Annotated in this window: 26 protein-coding genes; 19 read left to right on the plus strand and 7 right to left on the minus strand. The window is 73.4% G+C overall.

All coding sequences use genetic code 11. The features are described 5' to 3' along the window. The 5 genes from ABT345_RS06795 to ABT345_RS06815 all read left to right on the plus strand — a co-directional run bounded on the left by ABT345_RS06795 (window position 1) and on the right by ABT345_RS06815 (window position 4,998). Window positions 1-1,464 (plus strand): NAD(P)H-hydrate dehydratase, encoded by a 1,464-nt coding sequence (locus ABT345_RS06795; protein WP_345088276.1) that lies wholly within the window; start codon window positions 1-3, stop codon window positions 1,462-1,464. Between the two features lie 134 nt (window positions 1,465-1,598). Continuing rightward, entirely contained in the window at window positions 1,599-2,795 is a 1,197-nt protein-coding gene (gene alr / locus ABT345_RS06800; RefSeq protein WP_345088274.1) for an alanine racemase, read from the plus strand. Then, window positions 2,792-4,066, plus strand: a complete 1,275-nt coding sequence (locus tag ABT345_RS06805) for an alpha/beta fold hydrolase (protein ID WP_345088272.1) — start codon at window positions 2,792-2,794, stop codon at window positions 4,064-4,066. Before alr ends, ABT345_RS06805 begins: the two co-directional genes overlap by 4 nt. Before the next feature lie 25 nt (window positions 4,067-4,091). Then, window positions 4,092-4,622, plus strand: a complete 531-nt coding sequence (tsaE, locus tag ABT345_RS06810) for a tRNA (adenosine(37)-N6)-threonylcarbamoyltransferase complex ATPase subunit type 1 TsaE (RefSeq protein WP_345088270.1) — start codon at window positions 4,092-4,094, stop codon at window positions 4,620-4,622. Window positions 4,623-4,800: 178 nt separating this feature from the next. Further along, complete coding sequence (locus tag ABT345_RS06815; RefSeq protein ID WP_345088268.1) at window positions 4,801-4,998, plus strand: hypothetical protein; 198 nt, start codon at window positions 4,801-4,803, stop codon at window positions 4,996-4,998. A gap of 214 nt (window positions 4,999-5,212) precedes the next feature. Here ABT345_RS06815 and ABT345_RS06820 read toward each other — a convergent pair whose 3' ends face one another. Further along, complete coding sequence (locus ABT345_RS06820) at window positions 5,213-5,785, minus strand: hypothetical protein (protein WP_345088266.1); 573 nt, start codon at window positions 5,783-5,785, stop codon at window positions 5,213-5,215. 138 nt (window positions 5,786-5,923) lie between these two features. On the opposite strand from ABT345_RS06820, the gene tsaB reads away from it, so the two are divergent. The 4 genes from tsaB to ABT345_RS06840 all read left to right on the plus strand — a co-directional run bounded on the left by tsaB (window position 5,924) and on the right by ABT345_RS06840 (window position 8,706). Then, complete coding sequence (tsaB, locus tag ABT345_RS06825) at window positions 5,924-6,583, plus strand: tRNA (adenosine(37)-N6)-threonylcarbamoyltransferase complex dimerization subunit type 1 TsaB (RefSeq protein ID WP_345088264.1); 660 nt, start codon at window positions 5,924-5,926, stop codon at window positions 6,581-6,583. After that, window positions 6,580-7,164: a ribosomal protein S18-alanine N-acetyltransferase gene (gene rimI / locus ABT345_RS06830; protein WP_386460916.1), complete on the plus strand. Its 585-nt coding sequence runs from the start codon at window positions 6,580-6,582 to the stop codon at window positions 7,162-7,164. Before tsaB ends, rimI begins: the two co-directional genes overlap by 4 nt. After that, window positions 7,157-8,272: a tRNA (adenosine(37)-N6)-threonylcarbamoyltransferase complex transferase subunit TsaD gene (gene tsaD, locus ABT345_RS06835; RefSeq protein ID WP_345088262.1), complete on the plus strand. Its 1,116-nt coding sequence runs from the start codon at window positions 7,157-7,159 to the stop codon at window positions 8,270-8,272. Before rimI ends, tsaD begins: the two co-directional genes overlap by 8 nt. A 68-nt stretch (window positions 8,273-8,340) precedes the next feature. Beyond that, complete coding sequence (locus ABT345_RS06840; protein ID WP_345088260.1) at window positions 8,341-8,706, plus strand: hypothetical protein; 366 nt, start codon at window positions 8,341-8,343, stop codon at window positions 8,704-8,706. Here ABT345_RS06840 and ABT345_RS06845 read toward each other — a convergent pair. Next, complete coding sequence (locus tag ABT345_RS06845; protein ID WP_345088258.1) at window positions 8,690-9,913, minus strand: THUMP-like domain-containing protein; 1,224 nt, start codon at window positions 9,911-9,913, stop codon at window positions 8,690-8,692. The two genes, ABT345_RS06840 and ABT345_RS06845, sit on opposite strands and share 17 nt — an antisense overlap. Before the next feature lie 293 nt (window positions 9,914-10,206). On the opposite strand from ABT345_RS06845, the gene ABT345_RS06850 reads away from it, so the two are divergent. Further along, a complete protein-coding gene (locus ABT345_RS06850; RefSeq protein ID WP_345088256.1) occupies window positions 10,207-11,157 on the plus strand; it encodes a polysaccharide deacetylase family protein in 951 nt (316 codons plus the stop codon). Window positions 11,158-11,224: 67 nt separating this feature from the next. Here ABT345_RS06850 and ABT345_RS06855 read toward each other — a convergent pair whose 3' ends face one another. Further along, window positions 11,225-12,661, minus strand: a complete 1,437-nt coding sequence (locus tag ABT345_RS06855; RefSeq protein WP_345088621.1) for an FtsW/RodA/SpoVE family cell cycle protein — start codon at window positions 12,659-12,661, stop codon at window positions 11,225-11,227. Between the two features lie 441 nt (window positions 12,662-13,102). Between ABT345_RS06855 and groES the strand changes: the two genes are divergently transcribed. Together groES and groL are read left to right on the plus strand one after the other, a co-directional pair. Then, window positions 13,103-13,411 (plus strand): co-chaperone GroES, encoded by a 309-nt coding sequence (gene groES / locus ABT345_RS06860; protein WP_030287454.1) that lies wholly within the window; start codon window positions 13,103-13,105, stop codon window positions 13,409-13,411. A gap of 103 nt (window positions 13,412-13,514) precedes the next feature. After that, window positions 13,515-15,140: a chaperonin GroEL gene (groL, locus tag ABT345_RS06865; protein ID WP_345088253.1), complete on the plus strand. Its 1,626-nt coding sequence runs from the start codon at window positions 13,515-13,517 to the stop codon at window positions 15,138-15,140. Window positions 15,141-15,295: 155 nt separating this feature from the next. Here the strand turns inward: groL and ABT345_RS06870 are convergent, their stop codons facing one another. Then, window positions 15,296-15,631 carry a hypothetical protein gene (locus tag ABT345_RS06870; RefSeq protein ID WP_345088251.1) on the minus strand — a complete coding sequence of 112 codons (336 nt, stop codon included), beginning with the start codon at window positions 15,629-15,631 and terminating at the stop codon, window positions 15,296-15,298. Window positions 15,632-16,172: 541 nt separating this feature from the next. Here ABT345_RS06870 and ABT345_RS06875 point away from each other — a divergent pair. Together ABT345_RS06875 and ABT345_RS06880 are read left to right on the plus strand one after the other, a co-directional pair. Further along, entirely contained in the window at window positions 16,173-16,931 is a 759-nt protein-coding gene (locus ABT345_RS06875) for a GntR family transcriptional regulator (protein ID WP_345088249.1), read from the plus strand. Between the two features lie 303 nt (window positions 16,932-17,234). Further along, the gene (locus tag ABT345_RS06880) at window positions 17,235-17,468 is read left to right on the plus strand and encodes a DUF397 domain-containing protein (protein WP_345088246.1); all 234 of its coding nucleotides are present in this window, start codon (window positions 17,235-17,237) and stop codon (window positions 17,466-17,468) included. A gap of 263 nt (window positions 17,469-17,731) precedes the next feature. Here ABT345_RS06880 and ABT345_RS06885 read toward each other — a convergent pair whose 3' ends face one another. After that, window positions 17,732-18,505, minus strand: coding sequence for an SDR family NAD(P)-dependent oxidoreductase (locus ABT345_RS06885; RefSeq protein ID WP_345088244.1), 774 nt, complete (start codon window positions 18,503-18,505; stop codon window positions 17,732-17,734). A 192-nt stretch (window positions 18,506-18,697) separates the two neighbouring features. Between ABT345_RS06885 and ABT345_RS06890 the strand changes: the two genes are divergently transcribed. Then, complete coding sequence (locus ABT345_RS06890; RefSeq protein ID WP_345088242.1) at window positions 18,698-19,609, plus strand: LysR family transcriptional regulator; 912 nt, start codon at window positions 18,698-18,700, stop codon at window positions 19,607-19,609. A gap of 164 nt (window positions 19,610-19,773) precedes the next feature. On the opposite strand, the gene ABT345_RS06895 is transcribed toward ABT345_RS06890, so the two are convergent. Further along, window positions 19,774-20,106, minus strand: a complete 333-nt coding sequence (locus ABT345_RS06895; protein ID WP_030287465.1) for a WhiB family transcriptional regulator — start codon at window positions 20,104-20,106, stop codon at window positions 19,774-19,776. 397 nt (window positions 20,107-20,503) lie between these two features. On the opposite strand from ABT345_RS06895, the gene ABT345_RS06900 reads away from it, so the two are divergent. The 4 genes from ABT345_RS06900 (at window position 20,504) to ABT345_RS06915 (ending at window position 25,073) form a co-directional block, all read left to right on the plus strand. Next, entirely contained in the window at window positions 20,504-21,115 is a 612-nt protein-coding gene (locus ABT345_RS06900; RefSeq protein ID WP_003948568.1) for a response regulator transcription factor, read from the plus strand. A gap of 490 nt (window positions 21,116-21,605) precedes the next feature. Beyond that, complete coding sequence (locus tag ABT345_RS06905; RefSeq protein ID WP_345088239.1) at window positions 21,606-22,181, plus strand: sigma-70 family RNA polymerase sigma factor; 576 nt, start codon at window positions 21,606-21,608, stop codon at window positions 22,179-22,181. A 159-nt stretch (window positions 22,182-22,340) separates the two neighbouring features. Continuing rightward, the gene (gene guaB, locus ABT345_RS06910) at window positions 22,341-23,843 is read left to right on the plus strand and encodes an IMP dehydrogenase (RefSeq protein WP_345088237.1); all 1,503 of its coding nucleotides are present in this window, start codon (window positions 22,341-22,343) and stop codon (window positions 23,841-23,843) included. A gap of 102 nt (window positions 23,844-23,945) precedes the next feature. Next, entirely contained in the window at window positions 23,946-25,073 is a 1,128-nt protein-coding gene (locus ABT345_RS06915) for a GuaB3 family IMP dehydrogenase-related protein (RefSeq protein ID WP_345088235.1), read from the plus strand. An 87-nt stretch (window positions 25,074-25,160) separates the two neighbouring features. On the opposite strand, the gene ABT345_RS06920 is transcribed toward ABT345_RS06915, so the two are convergent. Then, window positions 25,161-26,399: a nucleotide sugar dehydrogenase gene (locus ABT345_RS06920; RefSeq protein ID WP_345088233.1), complete on the minus strand. Its 1,239-nt coding sequence runs from the start codon at window positions 26,397-26,399 to the stop codon at window positions 25,161-25,163. Window positions 26,400-26,450: the final 51 nt, after the last annotated feature.

The following is a 26,450-nucleotide window of genomic DNA, read 5'->3' on the forward strand; positions in this document are numbered from 1 at the left end:
ATGAGGACTGCGTACAGCGTGGCGGACGTGCGGGCGGCGGAGCGGGAGTTGATGGCGCACCTGCCCGAAGGGGCGCTGATGCAGCGGGCCGCGGCCGGGCTCGCGGCGGTCTGCGTCCGGCTGCTGAGCGCGGCGCGCGGGGTGTACGGCTCCCGGGTGGTGCTGCTGGTCGGCAGCGGGGACAACGGCGGTGACGCGCTGTACGCCGGGGCGCGGCTGGCCCGCCGGGGCGCCGCGGTCGGCGCGGTGCTGCTCAGCCCGGAGCGGGCGCACGCCCGGGGACTCGCGGCGCTGCGGGCGGCCGGCGGCACCGTCGTCGACGGTGCGGAGCGCGCCGTGGCCCGCGCCGATCTGGTGGTCGACGGCATCGTCGGCATCGGCGGCCGCGGCGGCCTGCGGCCCCGCGCCGCCCAACTCGCCGCGCTGGCCGCCGAGTCGGCCCCCGTCGTCGCCGTCGACCTGCCGAGCGGCGTGGACGCGGACACCGGCGAGGTCGCGGGCGAGGCGGTCCGGGCCGATGTGACGGTGACGTTCGGGGCGTACAAACCGGGGCTGCTGATCGATCCGGCGCGGGAGCGGGCCGGGGTGGTGCACCACGTCGACATCGGCCTCGCGCCGGCCGCGGAGCCCGCCGCCGAGGCGCTCCAGCACGCGGAGGTGGCCCGGCTGCTGCCGGTGCCGTCGGCAGAGAGCGACAAGTACCGGCGCGGGGTGGTCGGCGTGGTCGCCGGCTCCGCGCGCTACCCGGGTGCGGCGGTGCTGGCGGTCGCCGGCGCGCTGCGCGGCGGCGCGGGCGCCGTCCGGTACGTCGGCCCGGCCGCGGGTGAGGTCCTCGCCCGCTTCCCGGAGACGCTGGTGCACGCCGGGCCGCCGCACCGCGCGGGCCGCGTCCAGGCCTGGGTGATCGGCCCCGGCATCGGCGACGAGGCGGACGCGGTGGACGACGTCCTCGCCGCCGAGGTGCCGGTGCTGGTGGACGCCGACGGGCTGCGGTTCCTGACGCCCGAGCGGGTACGGGCCCGGACCGCGGGCACCCTGCTGACCCCGCACGCGGGCGAGGCCGCCGCGCTGCTCGGCACCGACCGCGCCGAGGTGGAGGCGGGCCGGCTGCGCGCGGTCCGTGAGCTGGCCGCCCGCTTCGGCGCGACGGCGCTGCTCAAGGGCTCGACGACGCTGGTCGCGGACGCCACGGGTCCCGTACGGACCAACCCCACCGGGACCGGCTGGCTGGCGACCGCGGGCAGCGGCGATGTGCTGTCGGGCGTGACCGGATCGCTGCTCGCCGCCGGGCTCACACCGCGTGACGCGGCGTCGGCCGGCGCCTATCTGCACGGCCTCGCGGCCCGCTTCGCGGCCGGTCCGGACGGGGCGCCGGTCACCGCGATGCAGGTCGCCGGGCGGCTCGCGGCGGCCTGGCGGGACGTCGGACGGCGCGAGCCGCGGCCGGCCGGAGCGGCGCGCTGAGCGGCATCGGCGGGCCGGGCCCCGCACCCCTCGCTGTCCCCGGGCCGCCCCGCGCCGCCCGGCCGGGCCCCGCGCGCCCCGTCGGTCCGGGCACACCCGGGGCCCGCCGGGCGGCGCCTGAGACACTGAGGGGCATGAACGAGACAGCAACGCGGGCCCGCGCCGTCATCGACCTCGCCGCCGTGCGGTCGAATGTGCGAGCGCTGTGCGATCGTGCGCCCGGGGCAGAGCTGATGGCCGTCCTCAAGGCCGACGGTTACGGACACGGCGCGGTGCCCTGCGGGCGCGCTGCCCGCGCGGCCGGCGCGAGCTGGCTGGGCACCGCCCTCCCCGAGGAGGCGTTCGCGCTCCGTGCGGCCGGTGACACCGGGCGGCTGATGTGCTGGCTGTGGACGCCGGGCGGCCCCTGGCGCACCGCCGTCGAGCAGGACATCGACGTCTCCGTCAGCGCACTGTGGGCGCTGCGCGAGGTGACCGATGCGGCCCGCGCCGCCGGCCGCCCCGCCCGCGTCCAGCTCAAGGCCGACACCGGCCTGGGCCGCAGCGGCTGCCAGCCCGCCGACTGGCCGGAGCTGACCGCCGCCGCCCGCGACGCCGAGCGCGCCGGGCTGCTCACCGTCACCGGCGTCTGGTCCCACTTCGCCTGCGCCGACGAGCCGGGCCACCCCTCGATCGCCGCCCAGCTGACCGCCTACCGCACGGCGCTGGCCGTCGCCGACGCCGCGGGGCTGCGGCCCGAGGTCCGCCACATCGCCAACACCCCGGCGCTGCTGACCCTCCCCGAGGCCCACTTCGACCTGGTCCGCACGGGCATCGGGATCTACGGCATCTCGCCTGCCCCCGAGATCGGCACCGCCCGGGAGCTGGGGCTGCGCCCCGCGATGACGCTGGAGGCGTCGCTCGCCTCGGTCAAGAGCGCCCCGGCCGGCCACGGCATCTCGTACGGCCACCACTACACGACGGCGGACGACACCACGCTCGCGCTGGTGCCGCTCGGCTACGCGGACGGCATCCCGCGGGCCGCCTCCGGCAGCGGCCCGGTGCTCGTCGCCGGGAAGCGGCGGACGGTCGCCGGGCGGGTCGCGATGGACCAGTTCGTCGTCGATCTGCAGGGCGACACCGCGCTGCCCGGCGACCGCGCGGTGCTCTTCGGCCCCGGCGACGACGGCGAGCCGACCGCCGAGGACTGGGCCGCGGCCACCGGCACCATCGCGTACGAGGTCGTCACCCGGGTCGGCGGCCGGGTGGCGCGGATCCACCGCGACAGCGCGCCCGAGGAGCCCACGGTGCCCGCGGCGGCGGGCAGCCGCGAAGGGGGCGGCGCCGGATGACGGACGGCCCGGACGCGGTCGAGGCGGCGGCCGGGGCCGCGGGCAGCTGGGCCAAGGCCGGCCGCCACGCGGGCCTGGCCGGCGCCGCCATCGGCATCGTCGCCGCGGGCGCCGCCGCCGGGGTGGCGATGGAGCGGATGACGGTCGGCCGCGGGATGCGCCGCCGCGCCCGCACCGCGCTGGACGCCGTCGGCCCCTACGGCACGCTGCGCGGCGCCCCGGGCACCGCCGTCGCCGAGGACGGCACCCCGCTGTACTTCGAGATCGACGAGGCCGGCGCCGCGGCGCCGCGGCACCGGGCGGCCAAGGGCGCACCCGCCGGGTCCGGCCGCGCCGAGCGGGCCGCGGCCGAGCAGGCCGCGGAGGTCCGCAGACGGCTCGCCGGGCCGCGCCGCCGCTCGCCCGCGCCCACCGTCGTCTTCTGCCACGGCTACTGCCTCAACCAGGACTCCTGGCACTTCCAGCGCGCCGCGCTGCGCGGCGCGGTCCGCACCGTCCACTGGGACCAGCGCAGCCACGGCCGCTCGGGCCGCTCCCGCGCGGTCGGCGACGGCGGCGAGCCGGTCACCATCGATCTGCTGGGCCGCGATCTGAAGGCGGTGCTGGACGCGGCGGTGCCCGAGGGGCCGCTGGTGCTGGTCGGGCACTCGATGGGCGGGATGACGGTGATGGCGCTCGCCGACCAGTACCCGGAGTTCGTGGCCGAGCGGGTCGCGGGCGTGGCGCTGATCGGGACGTCCGCCGGGCGGCTGAGCGAGGTGGCGTTCGGCCTGCCGTCGTTCGGCGTCAAGGCGTTCCACCGGCTCGCCCCCGGGCTGCTGAAGGTGCTGGGCGCGCAGAGCGACGTCGTCGAGCGGGGCCGCCGCGCCACCGCCGACCTCTTCGCCGGGATCATCAAGCGGTACTCCTTCGGCACCCCGCAGGACGTCGACCCGGGCGTCGCCCGCTTCGCCGAGCGCCTCATCGAGGCCACCCCCATCGACGTCGTCGCGGAGTTCTACCCGGCCTTCGCCACCCACGACAAGGCGGCGGCGCTGGTGGCGTACGACACGGTCGCGGCGCTGGTGCTCGCCGGGGAACGCGATCTGATCACCCCGGCCGACCACAGCGAGGCCATCGCCGAACTGCTGCCCGCCGCCCGCCTGCTGAAGGTGGCCGGCTCCGGGCACCTGGTGATGCTGGAGCGGCCCGAGCTGGTCACCGAGGAGCTGGTGACGTTGATCGAGCGGGCCGCGGCGGGCCGTGGCAGGGGCCGCTCGGCGCGGGCCTGACCGCCGCGCCCGTACCATTTGCGGCATGAGTGCCACCGCCACACAGACCCGTGTCACCGTCGAAACGCCCGAGCGGATGCAGGAGTTGGGACGCCGGCTGGCCGCGCTGCTGCGCCCCGGCGACCTGGTGCTGCTCACCGGTGAGCTGGGCGCCGGCAAGACGACGCTCACCCGCGGCCTGGGCGAGGGCCTGGGCGTGCGCGGCGCCGTCACCTCCCCGACCTTCGTGATCGCCCGGGTGCACCCGCCGCTGACCGGCGGCCCCGCGCTGGTCCACGTCGACGCCTACCGCCTCGGCGGCGGTCTCGACGAGATGGAGGACCTGGACCTGGACGTGTCGCTGCCGGAGTCGGTGGTGGTCGTGGAGTGGGGCGACGGCAAGGTCGAGGAGCTGTCCGAGGACCGGCTGCACGTGGTGATCGAGCGCGCGGTGGGCGCGGACGCCCCGGCGGACGCCGGGTGGGAGAGCGACGCCGCGGACGTCCGCACGGTGACGGTCACCGGCATCGGCGCCCGCTGGGCGGACGCGGGCGTCGCGGAGCTGACCGCGGGCTGACCGGCGGCGCCACGAGCGGGCGGTACCCGGGGCGACGTGCGCCGATCTTTTCCGACAGGCCGTCGGTAACGTGTTGCGTCCGTGGTACCCGCCGTGGTCACATGGGAGGGGAGAAGAGGTTAGGTCTGCCTAACTTCCCTCGCGACCGCCGCTTGCCCCAGGAGCCCGGGAGGCGACCATGACAGCCCACGAGCCCTCCGCCGCACCGCACGACCCCGAGGAGTGCGACGCGCCGCCCACCATGCGCCAGCTCCTCGCGTCCTGCGCCGCCGCCACCGCCGTCTCCACACCCCCCGAGGCCCCGGCCACCCCCGCCGTGCCCCCGGCCGAGCCGGACCTCCCGGCGCCGTCCACCACGGAGCGGGACGCGGCATAGCCCGTACGGGCGAAGGGCACCCGGCCGGGCGCGGGACGCGGCCCGGCCGTCGCGTGCGGGTGCGGAGGGGGAGATACGCGGAGACGTACGGGGACCGGAGGGACGCGGGCAGCCGGGGACGTACGGACACCCGGCAAGATCCACGGGCCCCGGAAAACGCTGCGCCCGCCTCGGCAAGACCTGCGGGCGGCCGCCGTTCCGGCGGCCGGAACCGTCAGGCGACCACGACCACCTTGGTGCCGTTGATCGCGAAGTTCCACATCGCGGCGCCGTCGGCGCGCGACTCGCGGATGCCGCCGGTCCGCTGTGAGGCGTCGGGGTTGGGGGACGAGCCGTCGACCGCCGCGCTGAAGCCGATGACGACGCCGTTCACGCTCGCGAACCGCACCACGTGCTCGATGGCGATGCCGTCCGACCCCGTCACGCTCACCGACCGCGAGGTCACCGCGTAGGTGCCCATCGGCGGGGAGACCGTGCTCGGTGCGACGGCGAAGGTGCGCACGGCGGTGTCGTTCTCGCCGACCAGCCAGACCCGCTTGGCGCCCAGCGCGTAGACGATCCGCTTGCCGGTGCCGGACGCGTCGGGGACCTTCGGCGCCGCCGGGCGGTGCTCCTTCTTGCCGGCGCCGGGCTGCGCGGGGTGCTTGCCGGCGCTGTCGCCGCCGCCCTTGTGGGGCGGATGCAGATCGGCCGGGGCGGACGCGGACGCCTGGTAGCCCAGGAAACCGACCGCGACCAGGGCCGCCGCGGTGAGCGCGGTGACGATCGTGCTGCTCCTGGCCGGCATCGCTGTGCCACCTTCCGCTGTGCGCGCTTCCGTTGTGCCCGCCGCGGGGGCGAGCCGTTCTCGCGGTCCGATAGACGTACTGGACGCCGACCGTAGCACCGGAAAGGGCACCGTCCGGCGCGCCGTACGCTTGAGGGCGTGCTGCTCCTAGCCCTAGACACCGCCACGCCCGCCGTCACCGTCGCCCTCCACGACGGTGAGCGGGTCCTCGCCGAGTCCCGCCAGGTGGACGCGCGCCGCCACGGCGAGCTGCTGCTGCCCGCCGTCGACCGGGTGCTGGCCGAGGCGGGCGTGAAGCTCGACGCGGTCACCGATCTGGTGGTCGGCATCGGCCCCGGCCCCTACACCGGCCTGCGGGTCGGCCTGGTCACCGCCGCCTCCTTCGGCGCCGCGCTCGGCATCCCGGTGCACGGCCTGTGCTCCCTGGACGGCCTCGCCCACGCCGCCGGCCTGGACACCCCCTTCCTCGTGGCGACCGACGCCCGCCGCAAGGAGGTCTACTGGGCCCGCTACGACGCCGACGGCCGCCGCCTGACCGAACCGGCCGTCGACCGCCCCGCCGACATCGCCGAGCAGGTCGCCGGCGTCCCCGCGGTCGGCGCCGGCGCGCTGCTCTACGACACGGTCTTCACCGGCGTCCGGCGCGACGGCCCCGAGCACCAGTCCGGCGCCGCGCTCGCCTCCGCCGCCGCCGCGCGGCTCGCCGCCGGCGAGGAGCTGCCGGAGCCCCGGCCGCTCTACCTGCGCCGCCCCGACGCCCAGGTCCCGGCCAACTACAAGGTGGTCACACCCCGGTGAGCCGGACCGCCTTGGGCACGGCGGACGCCCCCGTCCTGCGCGAGATGCGCTGGTGGGACCTGGCCGCGGTGCTCGAACTGGAGCGGGAGCTGTTCCCGGAGGACGCCTGGTCGGCCGGGATGTTCTGGTCCGAGCTGGCGTACGCCCGCGGCCCGGCCGCCAACCGCCGCTACCTCGTCGCCGAGAGCGGCGGGCGGATCGTCGGCTACGGCGGTCTCGCCGCCGTCGACGGCACCGGTGACATCCAGACCATCGCGACCGCCCGCGAGTGCTGGGGCAGCGGCCTCGGCTCCCGGCTGCTGACCGCGCTGCTGGGCGCCGCCACCGACTTCGAGTGCCACGAGGTGCTGCTGGAGGTCCGCGTCGACAACCTCCGCGCCCAGCGCCTGTACGAACGCTTCGGCTTCGTCCCGCTCGGCTTCCGCCGCGGCTACTACCAGCCCGGCAACGTCGACGCCCTGGTCATGCGCCGCACCGCGACCGACCCGGACGCCGAGGCCCCGGACCCCGATCCGGACGCGGCTGCGTCCGTCCCCGCCCCCGACGCCCCTCGTTCCAAGGAATCCGATCACCATGGCTGACTCTCGCGGTGGACCGCTGGTCCTCGGCATCGAGACCTCCTGCGACGAGACCGGTGTCGGCATCGTCCAGGGCCACACCCTGCTCGCCGACGCCGTCGCCTCCAGCGTCGACGAACACGCCCGCTTCGGCGGCGTCGTCCCCGAGGTCGCCTCGCGCGCCCATCTGGAGGCGATGGTCCCCACCATCCAGCGCGCCCTGAAGGACGCCGGCGTCGCGGCGAGCGACCTCGACGGCATCGCCGTCACCGCGGGGCCCGGCCTCGCCGGCGCCCTGCTCGTCGGCGTCTCGGCGGCCAAGGCGTACGCCTACGCGCTCGGCAAGCCGCTCTACGGCGTCAACCACCTCGCCTCCCACATCTGCGTCGACCAGCTGGAGCACGGCGCGCTGCCGGAGCCGACGATGGCGCTGCTGGTCTCCGGCGGCCACTCCTCGCTGCTGCTGGCGCCCGACATCACCTCCGACGTCCGGCCGCTCGGCGCGACCATCGACGACGCGGCGGGCGAGGCGTTCGACAAGGTCGCGCGGGTGCTGCAGCTCGGCTTCCCCGGCGGCCCGGTCATCGACCGCTACGCGCGCGAGGGCGACCCCGAGGCGATCCGCTTCCCGCGCGGCCTGACGGGCCCGCGCGATGCCGCGTACGACTTCTCGTTCTCCGGCCTCAAGACCGCCGTGGCCCGCTGGATCGAGGCGAAGCGGGCGGCCGGCGAGGAGGTGCCGGTGGCGGACGTCGCGGCGTCCTTCCAGGAGGCGGTGGTGGACGTGCTGACCCGTAAGGCCGTCCGTGCCTGCAAGGACAACGGCGTCGACCACCTGATGATCGGCGGCGGCGTCGCGGCCAACTCCCGGCTGCGGGCGATGGCCGCCCGCCGCTGCGAGGACGCCGGGATCACCTTGCGGGTGCCGCGCCCCAAGCTGTGCACCGACAACGGCGCGATGGTCGCGGCGCTCGGCGCGGAGATGGTGGCCCGCGGCCGCGCCGCCTCCGACTGGGACCTGCCCGCCGACTCCTCCCTCCCGGTGACCGAACCCCACGTCCCCGGCGCACACGCCCACGCGCACGACCACGACCACGTCCACGAGCTGAGCAAGGAGAACCTCTACGGCTGACCGGCCCGCCCGGCCCGCTCGCTACCCTGGCAACGGCGGAACGGCCGGCGGCGCGCGGGGAGGCGGGCATGGACTGGTTCTGGTGGGTCTTCATCTTCTTCATGGCGGGCGGGTTCGCGAAGGTGGCCGACACCGCGCGCGGCGCGCTGCGCACCCGCCACGAACGCCGCATGGAGCGCCTGGAGACCGACCGCGCCCAGCGCGCCGAGCTGGCCGCGGCCCAGGAGCCGCCCAAGCCGGTGTGCGGCTGCACCCACCATCTCGCCAAGCACGACAAGAGCGGGAAGTGCCACGAGCCGGTGGAGCGGCCGGTCGCCTGGGACGCCGACCACCGGCCGGTGCGCTACGAGGCCGGCCCCTGCGCCTGCCAGCAGTACGTCGGCCCGCAGCCGCTCGCCCAGATCTACGCCGAGGACCTCACCGACCGGGCGTGACCTGCGCGGACGCCGGGTGCCCGAGCAGCATCGCGGGCGCCCCGGCGACCCGGGTGAGGAAGACCGTGCAGCTGTTCGCGCCGCTGAGCTTCAGCTTCTTGCGCAGCTCCTCCGGCTCCACCGCCGACCCGCGCTTCTTGATCACGGCGACGCCCACCTCCCGCTCCCGCAGCAGCGCCCGCAGCTTCTTGACGTTGAAGGGCAGTACGTCGGTGATCGCGTAGGCGGTGGCGTACGGCGTCGGGGTCAGGGCGTCCGCGGTGACGTAGGCGATCGTCGGGTCGATGAGCCGCCCGCCGACCTGCCGGGCGACGTCCGCGACGAGGTGCGCGCGGATCACCGCGCCGTCCGGCTCGTAGAGCCAGCCGCCGACCGGTCCCGGCTCCGGATCGGGCAGGTCCGCGCCGAGCAACGAGTCCCCGGCGGGCAGCAGCGTCGCCCGGCGGCCGCCCGGCCGGACGGCCCCGGGCGCGGCGTCACCGGCGGGCCCGAACCACAGCACCGCCTCCTTCACGTCGCCGCCGTCGGAGATCCACTCGGTCTCGGCGTCCGCGGGCAGCGCCTCGTGCGGCACGCCCGGCGCGATCTTCAGCGCCGCGTACCGGGCGTCGCGGGCCGCGCCGATCGCCCAGGACAGCGGCGGGGAGTACGCCTCGGGGTCGAAGATCCGGCCGCCGCGCGCCTTGGTGCGCCGCGCCGGGTCGACGAAGACCGCGTCGTAGCCGGCGGTGTCCGTCTCGGTGACGTCGGCGCAGCGCACCTCGATCAGCCCGGCGAGCCCGAGCGCCTCGGCGTTGGCGCGCGCCGCGGCGCAGGCCAGCGGGTCCCGGTCGACGGCGAGCACCCGGATCCCGGCGCGGGCCAGCGCCAGCGCGTCGCCGCCGATGCCCGCGCACAGATCGGCGACGGACCGCACGCCCAGCGCGGCGAGGCGGGCGGCGCGGTGCTCCGCGACGGCGGTACGGGTGGACTGCTCGACGCCGTTCGGCGTGAAGTACATCCGCCGGGCGTCCGCCCCGAACTTCGCCGCGGCGCGCTGGCGCAGCCGCGCCTGCCCCAGCGCGGCGGAGACCAGCTCCGCCGGATGGTCACGGCGCAGCCGGGTCGCGGTGGCCAGTTCATCGGCCGGGTCGTGGTCGTGCAGGGCGTCCAGCAGCGCCTGCCCCTCGGGGGAGAGCAGCGCGGCGAAGGAGTCGGGATGGGTCACGGTCCCATCATTCCTCGCGGCCGCCGGGAGCGAGGTACGGGCCCTACGGGGAGCCGGCACGGGGAGCCGCGCCGCGGGCTCCGGGCTCCGGGCCGTACGCGCGGCCGACCGAACGTCGCTCACCCGCCGCCCGCACTGCCCCGGCGACAAGCCCCTGACCTGCCCTGACCCGCTCGGCGTAGGGCGGACGGGACCGTTGGGCGGACGGCGCGCCGGGCTGCGTGGGCCGGTCGGTTGACGCTGCCGCGTGGCGGGCGGCGGCACGTCGGAAGGCGCTGCCACTATCCGGCGTTATGCAGCTAATCAGACTTTTCTCGCACTCCGGGTGTCCCGGACCGGGCCGCCCGACGGCGCGCCGGACACGCACCCTGGCCGCCTTCGGCGCCCTGAGCCTGCTCGCCGTCGGCTGCTCCGCCGCCGCGACGCCCTCGCCCCAGGACAACGCCCCCGCCCACGGCCGCCCCGCCGTGGCCCCCGCCGCCCGAGCCCTGCTCACCCAGGCCAAGCTGATCGAGCGGGCCCAGGCCCGCCGCGACGCCGTGGCCGCCCGCTGGGGCCTCGACGAGGCACCGCTGGAGCCCCCCGAGCCGCCCGCCGCCAAACCCCGCATCGCCACCGAGCCGGTCTTCGCCCGCGGCGACGGACCGGACCTCCCCGTCGCCCTCTCCCGCGTCCCGACCGACCGGAAGATCGTCTTCCTGACGCTGGACGACGGCTACGACAAGGACCCCGAGTTCCTCCGGATGGCCAAGGAGCTGAACGTCCCCTACAGCGCCTTCCTCAGCGACTACCTCGCCAAGGCGGGCAAGGGCTACGGCTTCTTCCGCACCGTCCAGCAGCAGGGCAACGGCGTGCACAACCACACGCTCCACCACCCCTACCTGCCGGGCCTGAGCGACGCCGAGCAGCGCAAGGAGATCTGCGGGCAACAGGAGAACCTCACCCGCGAGATGGGCCGCACCCCGCGGCTCTTCCGGCCGCCCTACGGCGACTACACCCACGAGACCCTGAAGATCGCCGCGTCCTGCGGCATCTCCGTCGTCCCGCTGTGGGCCGAGGAGTTCTTCCCCGACCGCGTCGACTACAGCCGCGGCGACGGGAAGCTGCACCCCGGCGACATCATCCTCAGCCACTTCCGCGGCCGCGACGACTGGCGGGCGACCATGCCCGACCTGCTCCGCAACGTCCTGCGCACCGCCACCGAGCAGGGCTTCGCCGTCGCCCGTCTGGAGGACTACGTCTGAGCCGCCGCCCGCCCGCTGCGTACGGGCATCCGTCAGCGGCGTGGCCGGGGCGCGCCGGCGCCGGCCGTCAGCTCCTCGGTGAACCGGCGCGCGGCGCGGGCAGTGCGCGCCGCGCCGCGCGCCGCCGGGTGCGCCGCGCGAAGGCGCCCACCGGCTCCCGGCGGCGCTGCGCCGCATCGCTGATCCGCAGCAGCACGGCGACCATCATCCAGTTCGCCACCAGCGACGATCCGCCCTTGGCAAGGAACGGCAGCGCCTTGCCGGTCAGCGGGATCAGCCCCGTCACACCGCCGGCGACCACGAAGACCTGGAGCACCAGCGCGCCCGACAGCCCCACGGCGAGCAGCTTGCCGAACGGGTCGCGGGCGCTCACCCCGACCCGGAATCCGCGCTGGGCGAGCAGCGTGTAGAGCAGCAGAACGGCCATCACCCCGGCCATGCCCAGCTCCTCGCCGACGGTGGTGAGGATGAAGTCGCTGTTGCCCGCGAACCCGACCAGTTCGGGGTGGCCCTGGCCGAGACCGGTGCCGCCGACGCCGCCGCTGCCGAAGCTGAACAGCGACTCCGCCGACTGCGCCGAGATCAGCCCCGGCGGCCGCTTCTCCAGCGGCAGGAAGATGTCCATCGGGTGCAGCCAGGCCATCACCCGGCCCTTGACGTGCGGCTCCGCCGACCCCACGACCGCCGCGCCGACCGCCGCCATCAGCAGGCCGCACACCACCCAGCCGGTCCGCTCGGTGGCCATGTACAGCATGATCACGAAGACGCCGAAGAAGATCAGCGACGTCCCCAGATCGCGTTCGAAGACCAGCACCAGCAGGCTGATGATCCAGATCGTGAAGATCGGCCCGAGCTGGCGTCCGGGCGGCAGCTGCACGCCCATCACCCGCCGCCCGGCCAGCGCCAGCGCATTGCGGTTCACCGTCAGATACCCGGCGAAGAACACCACGATCATCAGCTTCACGAACTCGCCGGGCTGCAACGACAGCGGCCCGAGCAGAATCCACCGCTTGGCGCCGAACTGGTCCGCGCCGAAGAACGCCGGCGCCATCAGCAGCACCAGCCCGACCGCCATCGTCAGATACACGTAGCGCTGCAGCACCCGGTGGTCGCGGAGCAGCAGCAGGATCCCCACGCAGACCGTCACCCCCAGCCCCGTCCACACCAGCTGCCCGGTGGCCGCCTGCGCGGTCTGCAGCCGCGGCAGCCGTTCGTAGGTGATGTCGAGGCGGTTGAGCAGGACGAGGCCGATGCCGGTGAGCAGGGTGGCCAGCGGGAGGATCAGCGGGTCGGCGCGCTCGGCGACGCGGCGCACGACCAGATGCGGCACGAGCGCGATCAGTGCCATCGCGGCGGTGAACCACGGCATCCCGTCGGGCAGCCGCCCCTCCATCGACAGCCCGGTGTAGGCGTAGCCGCCGACGGTGATCAGGACGGCGAGGGCGAGCATCCAGGCCTCGGTCCGGCGTCGGTCCGGCGCCTGGGCGAGCGCGGCGAACGTCATCGTCCGCTCGACGTCGCTCTCCTCCCGCGCGGCACGCGCCGCACTCCTCGCTCCTCGCACCTGTCTCCTCCGTCGTCCGCAAGCTGCCCGCCCCGGTGGCCGGCCCGGCAACCTTGAGGGAAGACCGAGGCCCGGGGCGCCGGGTTGCGACGACGGCCCCTGATGTGTCCGGTTCGGCACGGTATCCGGCCGGGACGGTGCAGGGTATGGCTCCGCCGGAGTCTCCACCCGCGGGCCGCCCGTGTCCGGCGACCCGTTCACGGCTCGACTGGCACTCCACTTGACCGAGTGCTAACCGCGTCATAGTGTCGGCGTTGGCACTCTCCGAAGGGGAGTGCTAAGCACGGCGATGGGCTGGTCCGGCACCCGCGACGACGGATCCAACTGCTCGCCACCTCAGACAGTTAACCCCGTGAGATCTCCGAAGGGGGAGGTCGGATCGTGACGACCGCCAGCACCAAGGTTGCCATCAAGCCGCTTGAGGACCGCATTGTGGTCCAGCCGCTCGACGCCGAGCAGACCACGGCCTCTGGCCTGGTCATCCCGGACACTGCCAAGGAGAAGCCCCAGGAGGGCGTCGTCCTGGCCGTCGGTCCGGGTCGCTTCGAGGAGGGCAACCGTCTTCCGCTCGACGTTTCCGTCGGCGACGTCGTGCTCTACAGCAAGTACGGCGGCACCGAGGTGAAGTACAACGGCGAGGAGTACCTCGTCCTCTCGGCTCGCGACGTTCTCGCGATCGTCGAGAAGTAAGTCACCCAGCATTCTGCTGTGATCTGCGCCCCTGGTTCCCGCGTCCAAGCACCGGGGCAGGGGCGCAGTTCGTTGAGAGCACGACGTTAAGGACACGTAACTCATGGCGAAGATCCTGAAGTTCGACGAGGACGCCCGTCGCGCCCTGGAGCGCGGCGTCAACAAGCTCGCCGACACGGTCAAGGTGACGATCGGCCCCAAGGGCCGCAACGTCGTCATCGACAAGAAGTTCGGCGCGCCGACCATCACCAACGACGGTGTCACCATCGCGCGTGAGGTCGAGGTCGACGACCCCTACGAGAACCTCGGCGCCCAGCTGGTGAAGGAGGTGGCGACCAAGACCAACGACATCGCTGGTGACGGCACCACCACCGCCACCGTGCTGGCCCAGGCGCTGGTCCGCGAGGGTCTGCGCAACGTCGCCGCCGGCGCCTCCCCCGCCGCCCTGAAGAAGGGCATCGACGCCGCCGTCAAGGCCGTCTCCGACGACCTGCTCGCGACCGCGCGTCCGATCGAGGACAAGACCGACATCGCCGCCGTCGCGGCCCTGTCCGCCCAGGACAAGCAGGTCGGCGAGCTGATCGCCGAGGCGATGGACAAGGTCGGCAAGGACGGTGTCATCACCGTCGAGGAGTCCAACACCTTCGGCCTGGAGCTGGACTTCACCGAGGGCATGGCCTTCGACAAGGGCTACCTCTCGCCCTACATGGTCACCGACCAGGAGCGGATGGAAGCGGTCCTGGAGGACCCGTACATCCTCATCCACCAGGGCAAGATCGCCTCGATCCAGGACCTGCTCCCGCTGCTGGAGAAGGTCATCCAGGCGGGTGGCTCCAAGCCGCTGCTGATCATCGCCGAGGACGTCGAGGGCGAGGCCCTGTCGACCCTGGTCGTGAACAAGATCCGCGGCACCTTCAACGCCGTCGCCGTCAAGGCGCCCGGCTTCGGCGACCGCCGCAAGGCGATGCTCGGCGACATGGCCACCCTCACCGGTGCCACCGTCATCGCCGAGGAGGTCGGCCTCAAGCTCGACCAGGCCGGTCTGGACGTGCTGGGCACCGCCCGCCGCGTGACCGTCACCAAGGACGACACCACCATCGTCGACGGTGGCGGCAACTCCGAGGACGTCGTCGGCCGCGTCAACCAGATCAAGGCCGAGATCGAGACCACCGACTCGGACTGGGACCGCGAGAAGCTCCAGGAGCGCCTCGCCAAGCTCGCCGGCGGCGTCTGCGTCATCCGCGTGGGCGCGGCCACCGAGGTCGAGCTCAAGGAGAAGAAGCACCGCCTGGAGGACGCCATCTCCGCGACCCGCGCCGCGGTCGAGGAGGGCATCGTCTCCGGTGGTGGCTCCGCGCTCGTCCACGCCGCCAAGGTGCTGGAGGGCGGCCTGGGCAAGGAGGGCGACGAGGCCACCGGTGTCGCCGTCGTCCGCCGCGCCGCCGTCGAGCCGCTGCGCTGGATCGCGGAGAACGCCGGCCTCGAGGGCTACGTCATCACCTCGAAGGTCGCCGAGCAGGACAAGGGCCAGGGCTTCAACGCCGCCACCGGCGAGTACGGCGACCTGGTCAAGGCCGGCGTCATCGACCCGGTGAAGGTCACCCGCTCCGCCCTGGAGAACGCCGCCTCCATCGCCTCGCTGCTCCTCACGACCGAGACCCTGGTCGTCGAGAAGCCCGCCGAGGAGGAGCCCGCCGAGGCCGGCCACGGCCACGGCCACGCCCACTGACCCGGCCTTTCAGCAGGCCGCGCCGGTAGCGCGCTGTACGAGGCCCGGTCCCCGATGGGGGGCCGGGCCTCGTGGCGTGTGCGGGGGCCTGTCCGGGGCCGTGTCCGGCCGTGCCCGGTGTCAGGCGGCGGACGGAGCGCCGCCCGTGCCCGGCGTCAGGCCGCGGACGGAGCGCCGTCCCCGCCGCCGTCGTCCTCGCCCTCTGTCCTCTGCTGCAACCGGGCGCCCCGGCTCTCCGACACCCGGTGCACTTCGGTCAGGGCGGCGTTCAAGTCGTAGGCCAGCAGGTGGATCTCGCCGGGCGTCCACGCACAGGCGGCGAGAACGCGCCGGGCCTCCCCGATGAGAACGGCCGCCGACTCCATCTGCTCCGCCTCCATCCGGTCGGCCAGCCGCGAGACGTACCCGGTCCCGGTGCCGCCGATCAGGTAGCACGGCTTCCCGTCGGGGCTGGCCCACGGCAGCAGCCGCGCGTGATCCATGGCATTCATCGCGCCGTCACCGCCATCCCGCTGAGCAGGTCGGCCCCGACGGCACCACACGCGGCCGACCAGAGCTGGCGCCGCCGTACGCGGTGCTCCGGCCGTCGTTCCGAGGGCGTGAGGACATAGGGACGTACGAGGGGGACGTCCTCGCCTTGCGGTGCGGGGACGGACACAAACGCCGGACGCGCGGTCGGCGCCCCGGCCTGGCGTTCAACGGGGCGTGGGCCTGCGGCCCGGTGGCAGCCCTGGGCGGGCAGCAGCCGGATCAGCAGCGATTCGAAGATCGTTCGGATGATGCGAAGCATGTCGTCAACCTCCGTGCAGTGGAAGGCCCTTGGCTCGGGACAGCGCCCGATGGGGCTTTTTGGGTAGTGGTGAACGTTTTGATTCGGTGCGTCGGTCCGATGCCGGGTGCCATCTGCGTCCAAGTGAAGCGATCGATCTCTAGAGATGACAATGCTTCTCTAGGGATGTCATCCGTGAGGGTGAGTACCTGCTGTGTGGGCGAACAGGCGGTCTAGGGTGGCCGGAGATCAGGGAGGGGCGTATGACCGCCAAGGGCAACGGCCGTCAGCCGAAGTACCAGCGCATAGCTGAGGAGCTGAAGGAGGCGGTCAAAGCCGGCGAGTACGGTCCCGGTGATCGGCTTCCGGGCGAGAACGACCTCATGGCCACGCATCAAGTCGCCCGAATGACTGCACGTCAGGCACTGGGCGTCCTGCAGAACGAAGGAGTCGCGGAAGCACGCAAGGGGGTGGGTGTCTTCGTCCGCGACTTCCGGCCGTTGCGGCGACGTGGTGTTCAGCGACTCGCACGGGAGCAGTGGGGAGAGGGGCGCTCCATCAGGTCGGCCGACGCCGGGGAGCGGGAGCTGGTCGTCGACCAGGTTGTCGTCAGCGAGGAGCCCGCGCCCATGGCCGTCGCCGACGTGCTCAGGATCGCTCCGCGCGAGGCGGTGTGCGTGCGCAGCCGCCGGTTCAGCCTCGATGGCAAGCCGGTACTGCTGGCCACGAGCTATCTGCCCGCCGCTCTGGTGGCTGGCTCGGCGATCGTCCAGCAGGACACAGGCCCCGGCGGCATCTATGCCCGCCTGGCCGAACTGGGGTACAAGCCGGTGCGCTTCCGAGAGGAGAGCCGCAGCCGGATGCCCTCCCGGGACGAGGCGGACCGGCTGCGCCTCGGCGCCGGTACGCCCGTGATCGTCATCGTCCGCACCGCCTTCGCGGACGGCGGCCGTCCCGTCGAGGTCAACGAGATGATCCTGGACTCGTCCGCGTACGTCCTCGAATACGACATCGAGGCGTAGCGGCGGCCGGGCTTAGTCCCATTGCAGCGGAGGCGGTGAGTCGTAGTGCGTGGAGGGCGCCGACCTGACCGGCACCGCGTACGCGGCGGTCGCCGTCCGGGACTCCGGGACCCCGGGGCTCTGCAGGGCCCTGCTCTGGCCCTTCCTGCTGGCGGCTGACTGTCGTTCGTCTCCATCGTCAGGCGCGGTGAGTTGTCGGCCTGAGTTGATCCCGATCACCGGCCCTCGTCCTACCGTGGCGGGGGCCGATGCCTTTATGCGCCCGGCCGGTATCGGGCAAGCAGTACGCGAGGGGAGAGCCACGTGAACGGTGAGGCAGCGAGGAAAGCCGGGGATCTGAGCGGGGCGACCTGGTTCAAGTCCAGCTACAGCGGCTCCAACGGAGGCCAGTGCGTCGAGATCTCTCGTACCTTCGCGGTGTCCGGGCTGGTCCCGGTCCGAGACTCCAAGGCTCCGCAGGGTCCCGCGTTGGTCTTCCCGGCCGACGGCTGGTCGTCGTTCGTCTCCACCGTCAAGCGGGGCGGGTTCTCCGCCTGAGACTTTCCCGACCACCGGCCTTCGTCACGCCATGACGGGGCAGATGCCTTGAGCGCGGCCCCGACCAGGGCGCATCTCGCCGCGCCCGCCCGGCCGAACCGGGGCGCCCGCCAACGCACCCGCCGGGCCGGACCGGGGCGCCCGCCCCGCCGAGCCGGAGCGCAAGCCACCGCGCCCCGGCCCCGGCCCCTACGGGTACGGGCCTCGCCCTCACAGGTCCCGTACGGGCGGCCCGTACGGGACCCGGCGGCTCCGGTCGCCCGTTACTTCGGCCCGAACTTCCGCCCCGTACGCGACGTCAAGCCCCCCAGCATCCCGCGCGGAGCCAGCTTCGCGGCGCCCATCAGGGCCTTGTAGCGCGGGTCGGGGATGGAGAGGGAGCGGCCGCGGGCCAGGTCCTTCATCGCCGCGTCGACCAGCTTGTCCGCGTCCAGCCACAGCCAGCTGGGGATGTTGTCCGTGCCCATCCCGGCCCGCTGGTGGAACTCCGTCCGCACGAAACCGGGGCACAGCGCCATCAGCCGCACCCCGCTGCCCGACAGGTCCCGCGCCGCGCCCTGCGTGAACTGCACGACCCACGCCTTGCTCGCCCCGTAGGTGCCGCGCGGCACGAACGCCGCGACGGAGGCGACGTTGACGACCCCGCCGCGCCGCCGCTCCCGCATCCCGCGCACCGCCGCCGTGGTCAGCCGCAGCACCGCCTCGCAGTGCACCTTCAGCATCGCCAGCTCATCGGCCATCGGCACGTCCAGGTACTCGCCCTTGTTGCCGAAGCCCGCGTTGTTGACCAGCAGGTCCACCGGGTGCTTCCGGTCGCCGAGCCGCTCCTCGACCGCGGCGATGCCCTCCTCCGTGGCCAGGTCGGCGCTCAGCACGCTCGCCTCGATGCCGTGCAGGTCGTGCAGTTCGGTCGCCTGCCGGTGCAGCCGCTTCTCGTCGCGCGCCACCAGGACGAGGTTGTGGCCGTCGTGCGCGAGGCGCCGGGCGAACGCCGCCCCGATGCCCGAGGTCGCTCCCGTGATCAATGCAGTCGTCATGCGGGCACGCTATCCGGCCCGGATGACATGAACGCACCCGTCCGGCCTCACCCGGCCGACGCGCGGCGCACCCACCCGCCCGTCGTCCCGTACGGCACCCCGAGCAGAAACCGGACACAGGTGAACACCAATATGATCAAAGTCGAAAGCCTCATTTCCCTCATACCCCCAAGCCTGACTTATGCTGGAGGCATGATCGAGGCTCGCCATCTCCGCGTGCTGCGCGAGGTCGCCCGTACCGGCTCGTTCTCCGCCGCCGCCCGGGAACTGGGCTGCACCCAGCCGGCCGTCAGTCAGCAGATGAAGGCGCTGGAGCAGTCGGCGGGCACCCCGCTGCTGATCCGCACCGGCCGCGAGATGCGGCTCACCCAGGCGGGTGAGGCGCTGGTCCGGCACGCCGTCGGCATCCTTGCCGGGCTCACCGCCGCGGAGGAGGAGGTCGCCGCCATCGCGGGGCTGCGCGCCGGTCGCGTACGCCTGGTGTCCTTCCCCTCCGGCAGCTCGACGCTGGTGCCCGCCGCGCTGGCCGCCATGCGCGCCGCCCATCCGCGCACCCGCGTCTCCCTGGACGAGGCCGAGCCGCCCCGCTCGATCGAGATGCTGCGCAACGGCGACTGCGAGATCGCGCTGGCCTTCCGCTACCCGGAAGTGCGCGCCGCCGCCCCGGAAGCCTGCTCCGACTGGGACGACCTGGTCGTCCGCCCGGTCCTCGCCGACCGCCTGGTGGGCCTGGTCCCGGAGGGCCACCGCCTGGCCACCGCCGGCTCCGCCGCCTTCGGCGACCTCGCCGGAGAACCGTGGATCGCCGGGTGTCCCCGCTGCCGTACGCATCTGGTCGAGGTGTGCGAGCGCGCCGGGTTCACCCCGCGCATCGACTTCGCCACCGACGACTACCCGGCCGTGATCGGCCTGGTCGGTGCGGGTCTGGGCGTCGCCGCCCTCCCCGAGCTGACCCTCGCGTCGGTACGGCCCAAGGGCGCACGGACGGTACGGCTGGAGCCCGCGGTGCACCGCGAGATCGTCGCCCTGACCCTGCCGGACCTCGCCCGGGTCCCGGCCGTCGGCGCGATGCTCGATCAGCTGGAGAGCGCCGCGGCACGCTGACCCGATGGCGCGCTGCGCGCACGCCGGGCTCCGGCCTGCGGCGGGCGGCCGGTGCGTCCGGTCCGCCGCCGGTGCAGGGCGTCGCGAGGTATGACCACACCCCTGCCGAGGTGCGGCCACGCCCATGGAGGAACGTTTCTGCTGAGCGGACCGGCTGTCCGGTGTCAGCCGCTCTGCGCGCCCGCGGGGCCGACCAGCGTGGTCGCGGGGACCATCCGGTGCCGGGCCCGGCCCATCAGCTCCTCGCGTTCGTCCTCGGTCAGGCCGCCCCAGACCCCGTAGGGCTCGCGGACGGCCAGCGCATGCGCCGCGCATTCGGCCCGTACGGGGCAGCGCATGCAGACCTCCTTCGCCGATGTCTCACGCGCGCTGCGGGCGGCGCCGCGTTCCCCTTCGGGGTGGAAGAACAGCGAACTGTCCACACCGCGGCAGGCTGCCAGCAGCTGCCAGTCCCAGAGGTCTGCGTTCGGGCCCGGGAGGCGGGAGAAATCTGCCATTGCGTGTCCCCTCGAAGCGATTGCTGTATCGGGCTCGGTGGTGACGACGGTACATCTACTGTGTAAGTAGATGTAAATATGACTCATTGCGAATCTAGCGTCAGATCGCCGGAAAATGGAAGGAAGAGAGCCAAATAGGGCATAAGGTTCATTCGGGGGCGAGTGGCCGCCCGCGGCGGACCCGTTCGCCTGCGTATCCGGGCCCTTACGCAGCGTGCCGAATTCGATGCTCGAACCCGTAACTCTTTCGAGTGACCGTCGTTGAGTGTGCGAAAGCGGTTGGCGGAGTTAGTGATCGGGCAGGTGTCCGAGCCCGTCAAGCGCACAGGTGACGATACGTACCAGCCTGGAGGCTCAAGGTGACGCGCAGCAGCTGTGAGAGCCGCGGGGGACAGTCATGACTTCCGTCCTCGTCTGCGACGACTCCCCGCTTGCCCGAGAGGCGCTCCGCCGCGCGGTTGCGACCGTTCCCGGCGTCGAGCGTGTGACGACGGCAGCCAACGGCGAGGAAGTCCTCCGCCGCTGGGGTGCCGATCGCTCGGATCTGATTTTGATGGATGTGCGGATGCCCGGTCTGGGCGGTGTGGAGACGGTGCGCCGGCTGCTGTCCGCCGATCCGGGCGCCCGGATCATCATGCTGACGGTGGCCGAGGATCTGGACGGCGTGGCCCTCGCGGTCGCCGCCGGCGCCCGCGGCTATCTGCACAAGGACGCCTCGCGCGCCGAGCTGCGGGCCACGGTCACCCAGGCGCTCGCCGACCCGACGTGGCGGCTCGCCCCGCGCCGGCTGCGGTCCGCCGAGATGGGTGCCGCCCCGACGCTCACCGCCCGCGAGATCCAGGTGCTGGAGGGGATGAGCCACGGCCGTTCCAACGCCGAGATCGGCCGGGAGCTGTTCCTCTCCGAGGACACGGTCAAGACCCACGCCCGGCGGCTGTTCAAGAAGCTCGGCGCCTCGGACCGCGCCCATGCGGTCGCCCTGGGCTTCCGCTGGGGTCTGGTGCGCTGACCTGCGGGTCAACGGGGTCACGGCGGCTCCCTCCGGCAGGAGGGGCGAGCGTTGTGGCCCCTTGCCGCGTGGTGCGACGGGCGGAGCGGCGCGGATCGCGCGGGGGAGCGCCGCCCTCCGGACGGCGGGCCGCGTCGGGCTCCGGGGGCCGGGCGGCGGTCCGTGGTGCGCCCCGGGGTGGTCCGTGGGCGGTGTGGGCAACCCTTAGGCGTCGAAACGTCACGGGATGCCGCATCCTTGACGTGTGACTCCTCCCCGGCGGAGGCCGGGGCTTCTCACTCGGCCAAGAAGAGACCTCATGACGGACAAGCCTTACCCGATGCCTCACGGCACGGATACACGCTACCGGCGAGGACTCGACGTCGGCATGGGCACAACCCGATCGGGGGAGGCGTGGGACGTGCGTGCTAACGCGGCGGCTCGTAACGGTTCAGTGCACAACGACGAGGGCGGTGCCAAGAGCGGTGCCGCGCCAAGGCACCATGGACCGATGCGCGATGACGGCAAGCAGGAGATCGGCGATCTCGTTGCACGCGCAGTCGAGGGGGATCAGCGGGCCACGCACGATCTCCTGGCCCATGTGCACCCGCTGGCGCTGCGCTACTGCCGGACCCGTCTCTCCCGGCTCCCCGGGGACGCCCGGCACTTCGTCGAGGATCTGGCGCAGGAGGTCTGCGTCGCGGTGCTCTGCGCGCTGCCGCGCTACCGCGACACCGGGAAGCCGTTCGAGGCGTTCGTCTTCGCCATCGCCGGGCACAAGGTCGCCGATCTCCAGCGCGCCGCGATGCGCGGGCCCGGCAGCACGGCGGTGCCGTCCGACGAGATGCCCGAGCAGCCGGACGACTCGCTGGGGCCCGAGGAGCGGGCGCTGCTGAACAGCGATGCCGCGTGGGCGAAGAAGCTGCTGGCCAACCTGCCGGAGAACCAGCGGGAGCTGGTGTTGCTGCGGGTCGCCGTCGGGCTGACGGCGGAGGAGACCGGGCAGATGCTCGGGATGTCGCCGGGTGCGGTGCGGGTCGCGCAGCACCGGGCGCTGAGCCGCTTGCGGGCGCTCGCCGAGCAGTAGGCCCGCCATGAACACAGTGGCGTGAACCATGCGTCGATGGCCGGATGTGGCCGTACGAAGGCACGGGTGATGAGGCCCTCATTCCTCGTGGAATGAGACACGACTTCAGGCCGTTAGCATGGACGTCCGCGCCGAGGCAAGAGCATTGGGGAAGGTGTCATGAGCGACAACGTCGATGGAGTACCTGAGAAATTCGCGACACTCGGGCTGACCTACGACGACGTGCTGCTGCTGCCGGGCGCATCCGAGGTGCTGCCCAACGCGGTCGACATCTCGTCCCGCATCTCCCGCAACGTCCGGGTGAACATCCCGCTGCTCTCCGCCGCGATGGACAAGGTCACCGAGGCCCGGATGGCCATCGCCATGGCGCGGCAGGGCGGCGTCGGTGTGCTGCACCGCAACCTGTCGGTCGAGGACCAGGTCAACCAGGTCGACCTCGTCAAGCGTTCCGAGTCCGGCATGGTGACCGACCCGATCACCGTGCACCCGGACGCGACGCTCGGTGAGGCCGACGCGCTGTGTGCGAAGTTCCGCATCAGCGGTGTCCCGGTGACCGACGCGGCCGGCAAGCTGCTCGGCATCGTCACCAACCGCGACATGGCCTTCGAGCCCGACCGCAGCCGTCAGGTGCGCGAGGTCATGACGCCGATGCCGCTGGTCACCGGCAAGGTCGGCATCTCCGGTGTCGACGCCATGCAGCTGCTGCGCCGCCACAAGATCGAGAAGCTTCCGCTGGTCGACGACGCGGGCGTCCTCAAGGGCCTGATCACGGTCAAGGACTTCGTCAAGGCCGAGCAGTACCCGAACGCGGCGAAGGACGCCGAGGGCCGTCTCCTGGTCGGCGCCGCCGTCGGTGCGAGCCCCGAGGCGCTGGAGCGCGCGCAGGCGCTGGCCGAGGCGGGTGCGGACTTCCTGATCGTCGACACCTCGCACGGCCACAACAGCAATGCGCTGAACTGGATGGCGAAGATCAAGTCCAGCGTGAACGTCGACGTCATCGGCGGCAACGTCGCGACGCGCGACGGCGCGCAGGCCCTGATCGACGCCGGCGTCGACGGCGTCAAGGTCGGCGTCGGCCCCGGCTCCATCTGCACCACCCGCGTCGTCGCCGGCATCGGCGTCCCGCAGGTCACCGCGATCTACGAGGCGGCGCTCGCGGCCCGCGCGGCCGGTGTCCCGGTCATCGGCGACGGCGGCCTGCAGTACTCCGGCGACATCGGCAAGGCGCTCGCCGCCGGTGCCGACACGGTGATGCTGGGCAGCCTGCTCGCCGGCTGTGAGGAGTCGCCGGGCGAGCTGCTGTTCATCAACGGCAAGCAGTTCAAGTCGTACCGCGGCATGGGTTCCCTCGGGGCGATGCAGTCCCGTGGCCAGGGCCGTTCGTACTCCAAGGACCGCTACTTCCAGGCCGACGTCGCCTCCGACGACAAGCTCGTGCCCGAGGGCATCGAGGGCCAGGTGCCCTACCGCGGCCCGCTGGCCAACGTGCTGCACCAGCTCGTCGGCGGTCTGCGCCAGACGATGGGCTACGTGGGCGCCGCCTCCATCGACGAGATGGAGTCCAAGGGCCGCTTCGTCCGGATCACCTCGGCGGGCCTCAAGGAGAGCCACCCGCACGACATCCAGATGACGGTCGAGGCGCCGAACTACAGCCGCAAGTAGTACCGCACCCGTGAGGGGCGGCCCCGGGTACGCCGGAGCCGCCCCTCACACGCGTGTCGGAGATACTGGGACACGCAGACCAAGAGGGAAAGGCCCCACAACGTGACTGAGATCGAGATCGGGCGCGGCAAGCGCGGCCGCCGCGCGTACGCCTTCGACGACATCGCCGTCGTACCGAGTCGCCGCACCCGCGACCCGAAGGAGGTCTCGATCGCCTGGCAGATCGACGCCTACCGCTTCGAGCTGCCCTTCCTGGCGGCCCCGATGGACTCCGTGGTCTCCCCGCAGACCGCCATCCGCATCGGTGAGCTGGGCGGCCTCGGCGTCCTCAACCTGGAGGGCCTGTGGACCCGCTACGAGGACCCGGAGCCGCTGCTCGCCGAGATCGCCGAGCTGGACGATGACGCGGCCACCAAGCGGATGCAGGAGATCTACGCCGCGCCGATCAAGGAAGAGCTGATCGGCCGGCGCATCAAGGAGGTGCGCGACTCCGGTGTCGTCACCGCCGCCGCGCTCTCCCCGCAGCGCACCGCGCAGTTCTCGCAGGCCGTGGTGGACGCCGGCGTCGACATCTTCGTGATCCGCGGCACGACGGTCTCCGCCGAGCACGTCTCGTCGGCGGCCGAGCCGCTCAACCTCAAGCAGTTCATCTACGAGCTGGACGTCCCGGTGATCGTCGGCGGCTGCGCCACGTACACCGCGGCGCTGCACCTGATGCGGACCGGCGCCGCCGGTGTGCTGGTCGGCTTCGGCGGCGGCGCGGCGCACACCACCCGTAACGTGCTGGGCATCCAGGTGCCGATGGCGACGGCGGTGGCGGATGTCGCGGCGGCGCGGCGGGACTACATGGACGAGTCCGGCGGCCGGTACGTCCACGTCATCGCCGACGGCGGCGTGGGCTTCTCCGGCGACCTGCCGAAGGCCATCGCCTGCGGTGCGGACGCCGTGATGATGGGCTCCCCGCTGGCCCGCGCGACCGACGCGCCCGGCCGCGGCCACCACTGGGGCATGGAGGCCGTCCACGAGGACGTGCCGCGCGGCAAGCGGGTGGACCTCGGTGCGGTCGGCACCACCGAGGAGGTGCTGCTCGGCCCGTCGACCACGCCCGACGGTTCGATGAACTTCTTCGGCGCGCTGCGCCGGGCGATGGCGACGACCGGCTACTCCGAGCTGAAGGAGTTCCAGCGGGTCGAGGTGACGGTCGACCCGTCGCAGCGCGGCAGGCGCTGACCGTACGCACCACGCGCGAAGGGGCCCGGATCACCAGCACGGTGGTCCGGGCCCCTTCGTGTGTCCGGGGGCGGCCGCGGGGCCCGGTCAGAGCCGGTGGGCCGCGCCGGCCGGTGTCGCCCCGCGGGTGTCCAGCAGCAGTTGGGCCTTGACCGACAGGCCCTGGAGGTCGTACGTGCGATGCGGCTGGAGCAGGACCGTGAGGTCGGCGCCGGCGGCGGACTCGTGGAGGGAGTCGGCGCGGGGGACCGGGCGGCCGAGGACGCTCCAGCGGGGGACGTACGGGTCGTGGTACGCGACGTGGGCGCCCAGCTCCATCAGGCGGGCGGCGATCTCGCGGGCGGGGGCGCCCTCCTGGTCGCCGATGTCGGGCTTGTAGGTGACGCCGATGAGGAGGACGCGGGCGCCGCGGGCGGACTTGCCGTGCTCGTTGAGGAGGGTGGCGCAGCGCCGGGCGACGTAGCCGGGCATCCGGTCGTTGACCTCCTGCGCCAGCTCCACCATGCGCAGCGGGTAGCCGAGGGAACGGCCCTGGTAGGCGAGGTAGTTGGGGTCGACGGGGGCGGCGTGGCCGCCGACGCCGGGGCCGGGGCGGAAGGCCTGGAAGCCGAACGGTTTGGTCTCGGCGCAGCGGATGACGTCCCAGAGGTCGACGCCGATGTCGTGGCAGAAGACCGCCATCTCGTTCATCAGGGCGATGTTGAGGTGGCGGTAGTTGGTCTCCAGCAGGCCGGTGGTCTCGGCCTCGCGGGGGCCGCGGGCGCGGACGACCTTGTCGGTGAGGCGGCCGTAGAAGGCGGCGGCGGCCTCCGTGCAGGCGGGGGTGAGGCCGCCGATGACCTTGGGGGTGTTGGCGTAGCGGTGGGTGCGGTTGCCGGGGTCGTGGCGGGGCGGGGAGCAGGCGAGGTGGAAGTCGCGGCCGGCGATGAGGCCGGAGCCCTCCTCCAGGAGCGGGCGCAGGAAGTCCTCGGTGGTGCCCGGGTAGGCGGCGGATTCGAGGACGACGGTGGTGTGCGGGCGCAGATGGGCGGCGAGGGTGCGGGCCGCGTCGGCGACGGCGGTGAGGTCGAGGGCGCGGTCGGCGCCGAGCGGGGTGGGGACGCAGATGACGGCGGTGCGGACCCGGCCGAGGGCGGCGGGGTCGGCGGTGGTGCGGAATCCGGCGGCGGTCAGCCGCCGCAGTTCGGTGGCGGAGAGCGGGCCGTCGGCGGTGGTGGCCTGCGGATCGGGTGCGTAGCCGACGGTGGTGACGCCGGCCGCGGTGGCGGCCTGGGCGAGGGGGAGGCCGAGGTGGCCGAGGCCGATGACGGCGAGGTCTGCGGGCATGCTGCTGCCGCCCTTCCCGAGCGATTCCGATTGACGCATAAGTAGACTAAG

Origin of the sequence: Streptomyces sp. NPDC000404 (assembly GCF_040300365.1) — a bacterium.
Taxonomy (GTDB): Bacteria; Actinomycetota; Actinomycetes; order Streptomycetales; family Streptomycetaceae; genus Streptomyces; species Streptomyces ramulosus.

Coding starts and splice junctions, on each gene's coding strand:
- ABT345_RS06920 (WP_345088233.1), bottom strand. CDS start 26,399: ATGCCCGCAGACCTCGCCGTCATCGGCCTCGGCCACCTCGGCCTCCCC.
- alr (WP_345088274.1), top strand. CDS start 1,599: ATGAACGAGACAGCAACGCGGGCCCGCGCCGTCATCGACCTCGCCGCC.
- ABT345_RS06815 (WP_345088268.1), top strand. CDS start 4,801: ATGACAGCCCACGAGCCCTCCGCCGCACCGCACGACCCCGAGGAGTGC.
- ABT345_RS06875 (WP_345088249.1), top strand. CDS start 16,173: ATGACCGCCAAGGGCAACGGCCGTCAGCCGAAGTACCAGCGCATAGCT.
- ABT345_RS06885 (WP_345088244.1), bottom strand. CDS start 18,505: ATGACGACTGCATTGATCACGGGAGCGACCTCGGGCATCGGGGCGGCG.
- ABT345_RS06890 (WP_345088242.1), top strand. CDS start 18,698: ATGATCGAGGCTCGCCATCTCCGCGTGCTGCGCGAGGTCGCCCGTACC.
- ABT345_RS06840 (WP_345088260.1), top strand. CDS start 8,341: ATGGACTGGTTCTGGTGGGTCTTCATCTTCTTCATGGCGGGCGGGTTC.
- ABT345_RS06795 (WP_345088276.1), top strand. CDS start 1: ATGAGGACTGCGTACAGCGTGGCGGACGTGCGGGCGGCGGAGCGGGAG.
- ABT345_RS06805 (WP_345088272.1), top strand. CDS start 2,792: ATGACGGACGGCCCGGACGCGGTCGAGGCGGCGGCCGGGGCCGCGGGC.
- ABT345_RS06855 (WP_345088621.1), bottom strand. CDS start 12,661: ATGACGTTCGCCGCGCTCGCCCAGGCGCCGGACCGACGCCGGACCGAG.
- ABT345_RS06905 (WP_345088239.1), top strand. CDS start 21,606: ATGCGCGATGACGGCAAGCAGGAGATCGGCGATCTCGTTGCACGCGCA.
- guaB (WP_345088237.1), top strand. CDS start 22,341: ATGAGCGACAACGTCGATGGAGTACCTGAGAAATTCGCGACACTCGGG.
- ABT345_RS06870 (WP_345088251.1), bottom strand. CDS start 15,631: ATGAATGCCATGGATCACGCGCGGCTGCTGCCGTGGGCCAGCCCCGAC.
- groL (WP_345088253.1), top strand. CDS start 13,515: ATGGCGAAGATCCTGAAGTTCGACGAGGACGCCCGTCGCGCCCTGGAG.
- tsaE (WP_345088270.1), top strand. CDS start 4,092: ATGAGTGCCACCGCCACACAGACCCGTGTCACCGTCGAAACGCCCGAG.
- ABT345_RS06820 (WP_345088266.1), bottom strand. CDS start 5,785: ATGCCGGCCAGGAGCAGCACGATCGTCACCGCGCTCACCGCGGCGGCC.
- ABT345_RS06850 (WP_345088256.1), top strand. CDS start 10,207: ATGCAGCTAATCAGACTTTTCTCGCACTCCGGGTGTCCCGGACCGGGC.
- ABT345_RS06895 (WP_030287465.1), bottom strand. CDS start 20,106: ATGGCAGATTTCTCCCGCCTCCCGGGCCCGAACGCAGACCTCTGGGAC.
- tsaD (WP_345088262.1), top strand. CDS start 7,157: ATGGCTGACTCTCGCGGTGGACCGCTGGTCCTCGGCATCGAGACCTCC.
- ABT345_RS06900 (WP_003948568.1), top strand. CDS start 20,504: ATGACTTCCGTCCTCGTCTGCGACGACTCCCCGCTTGCCCGAGAGGCG.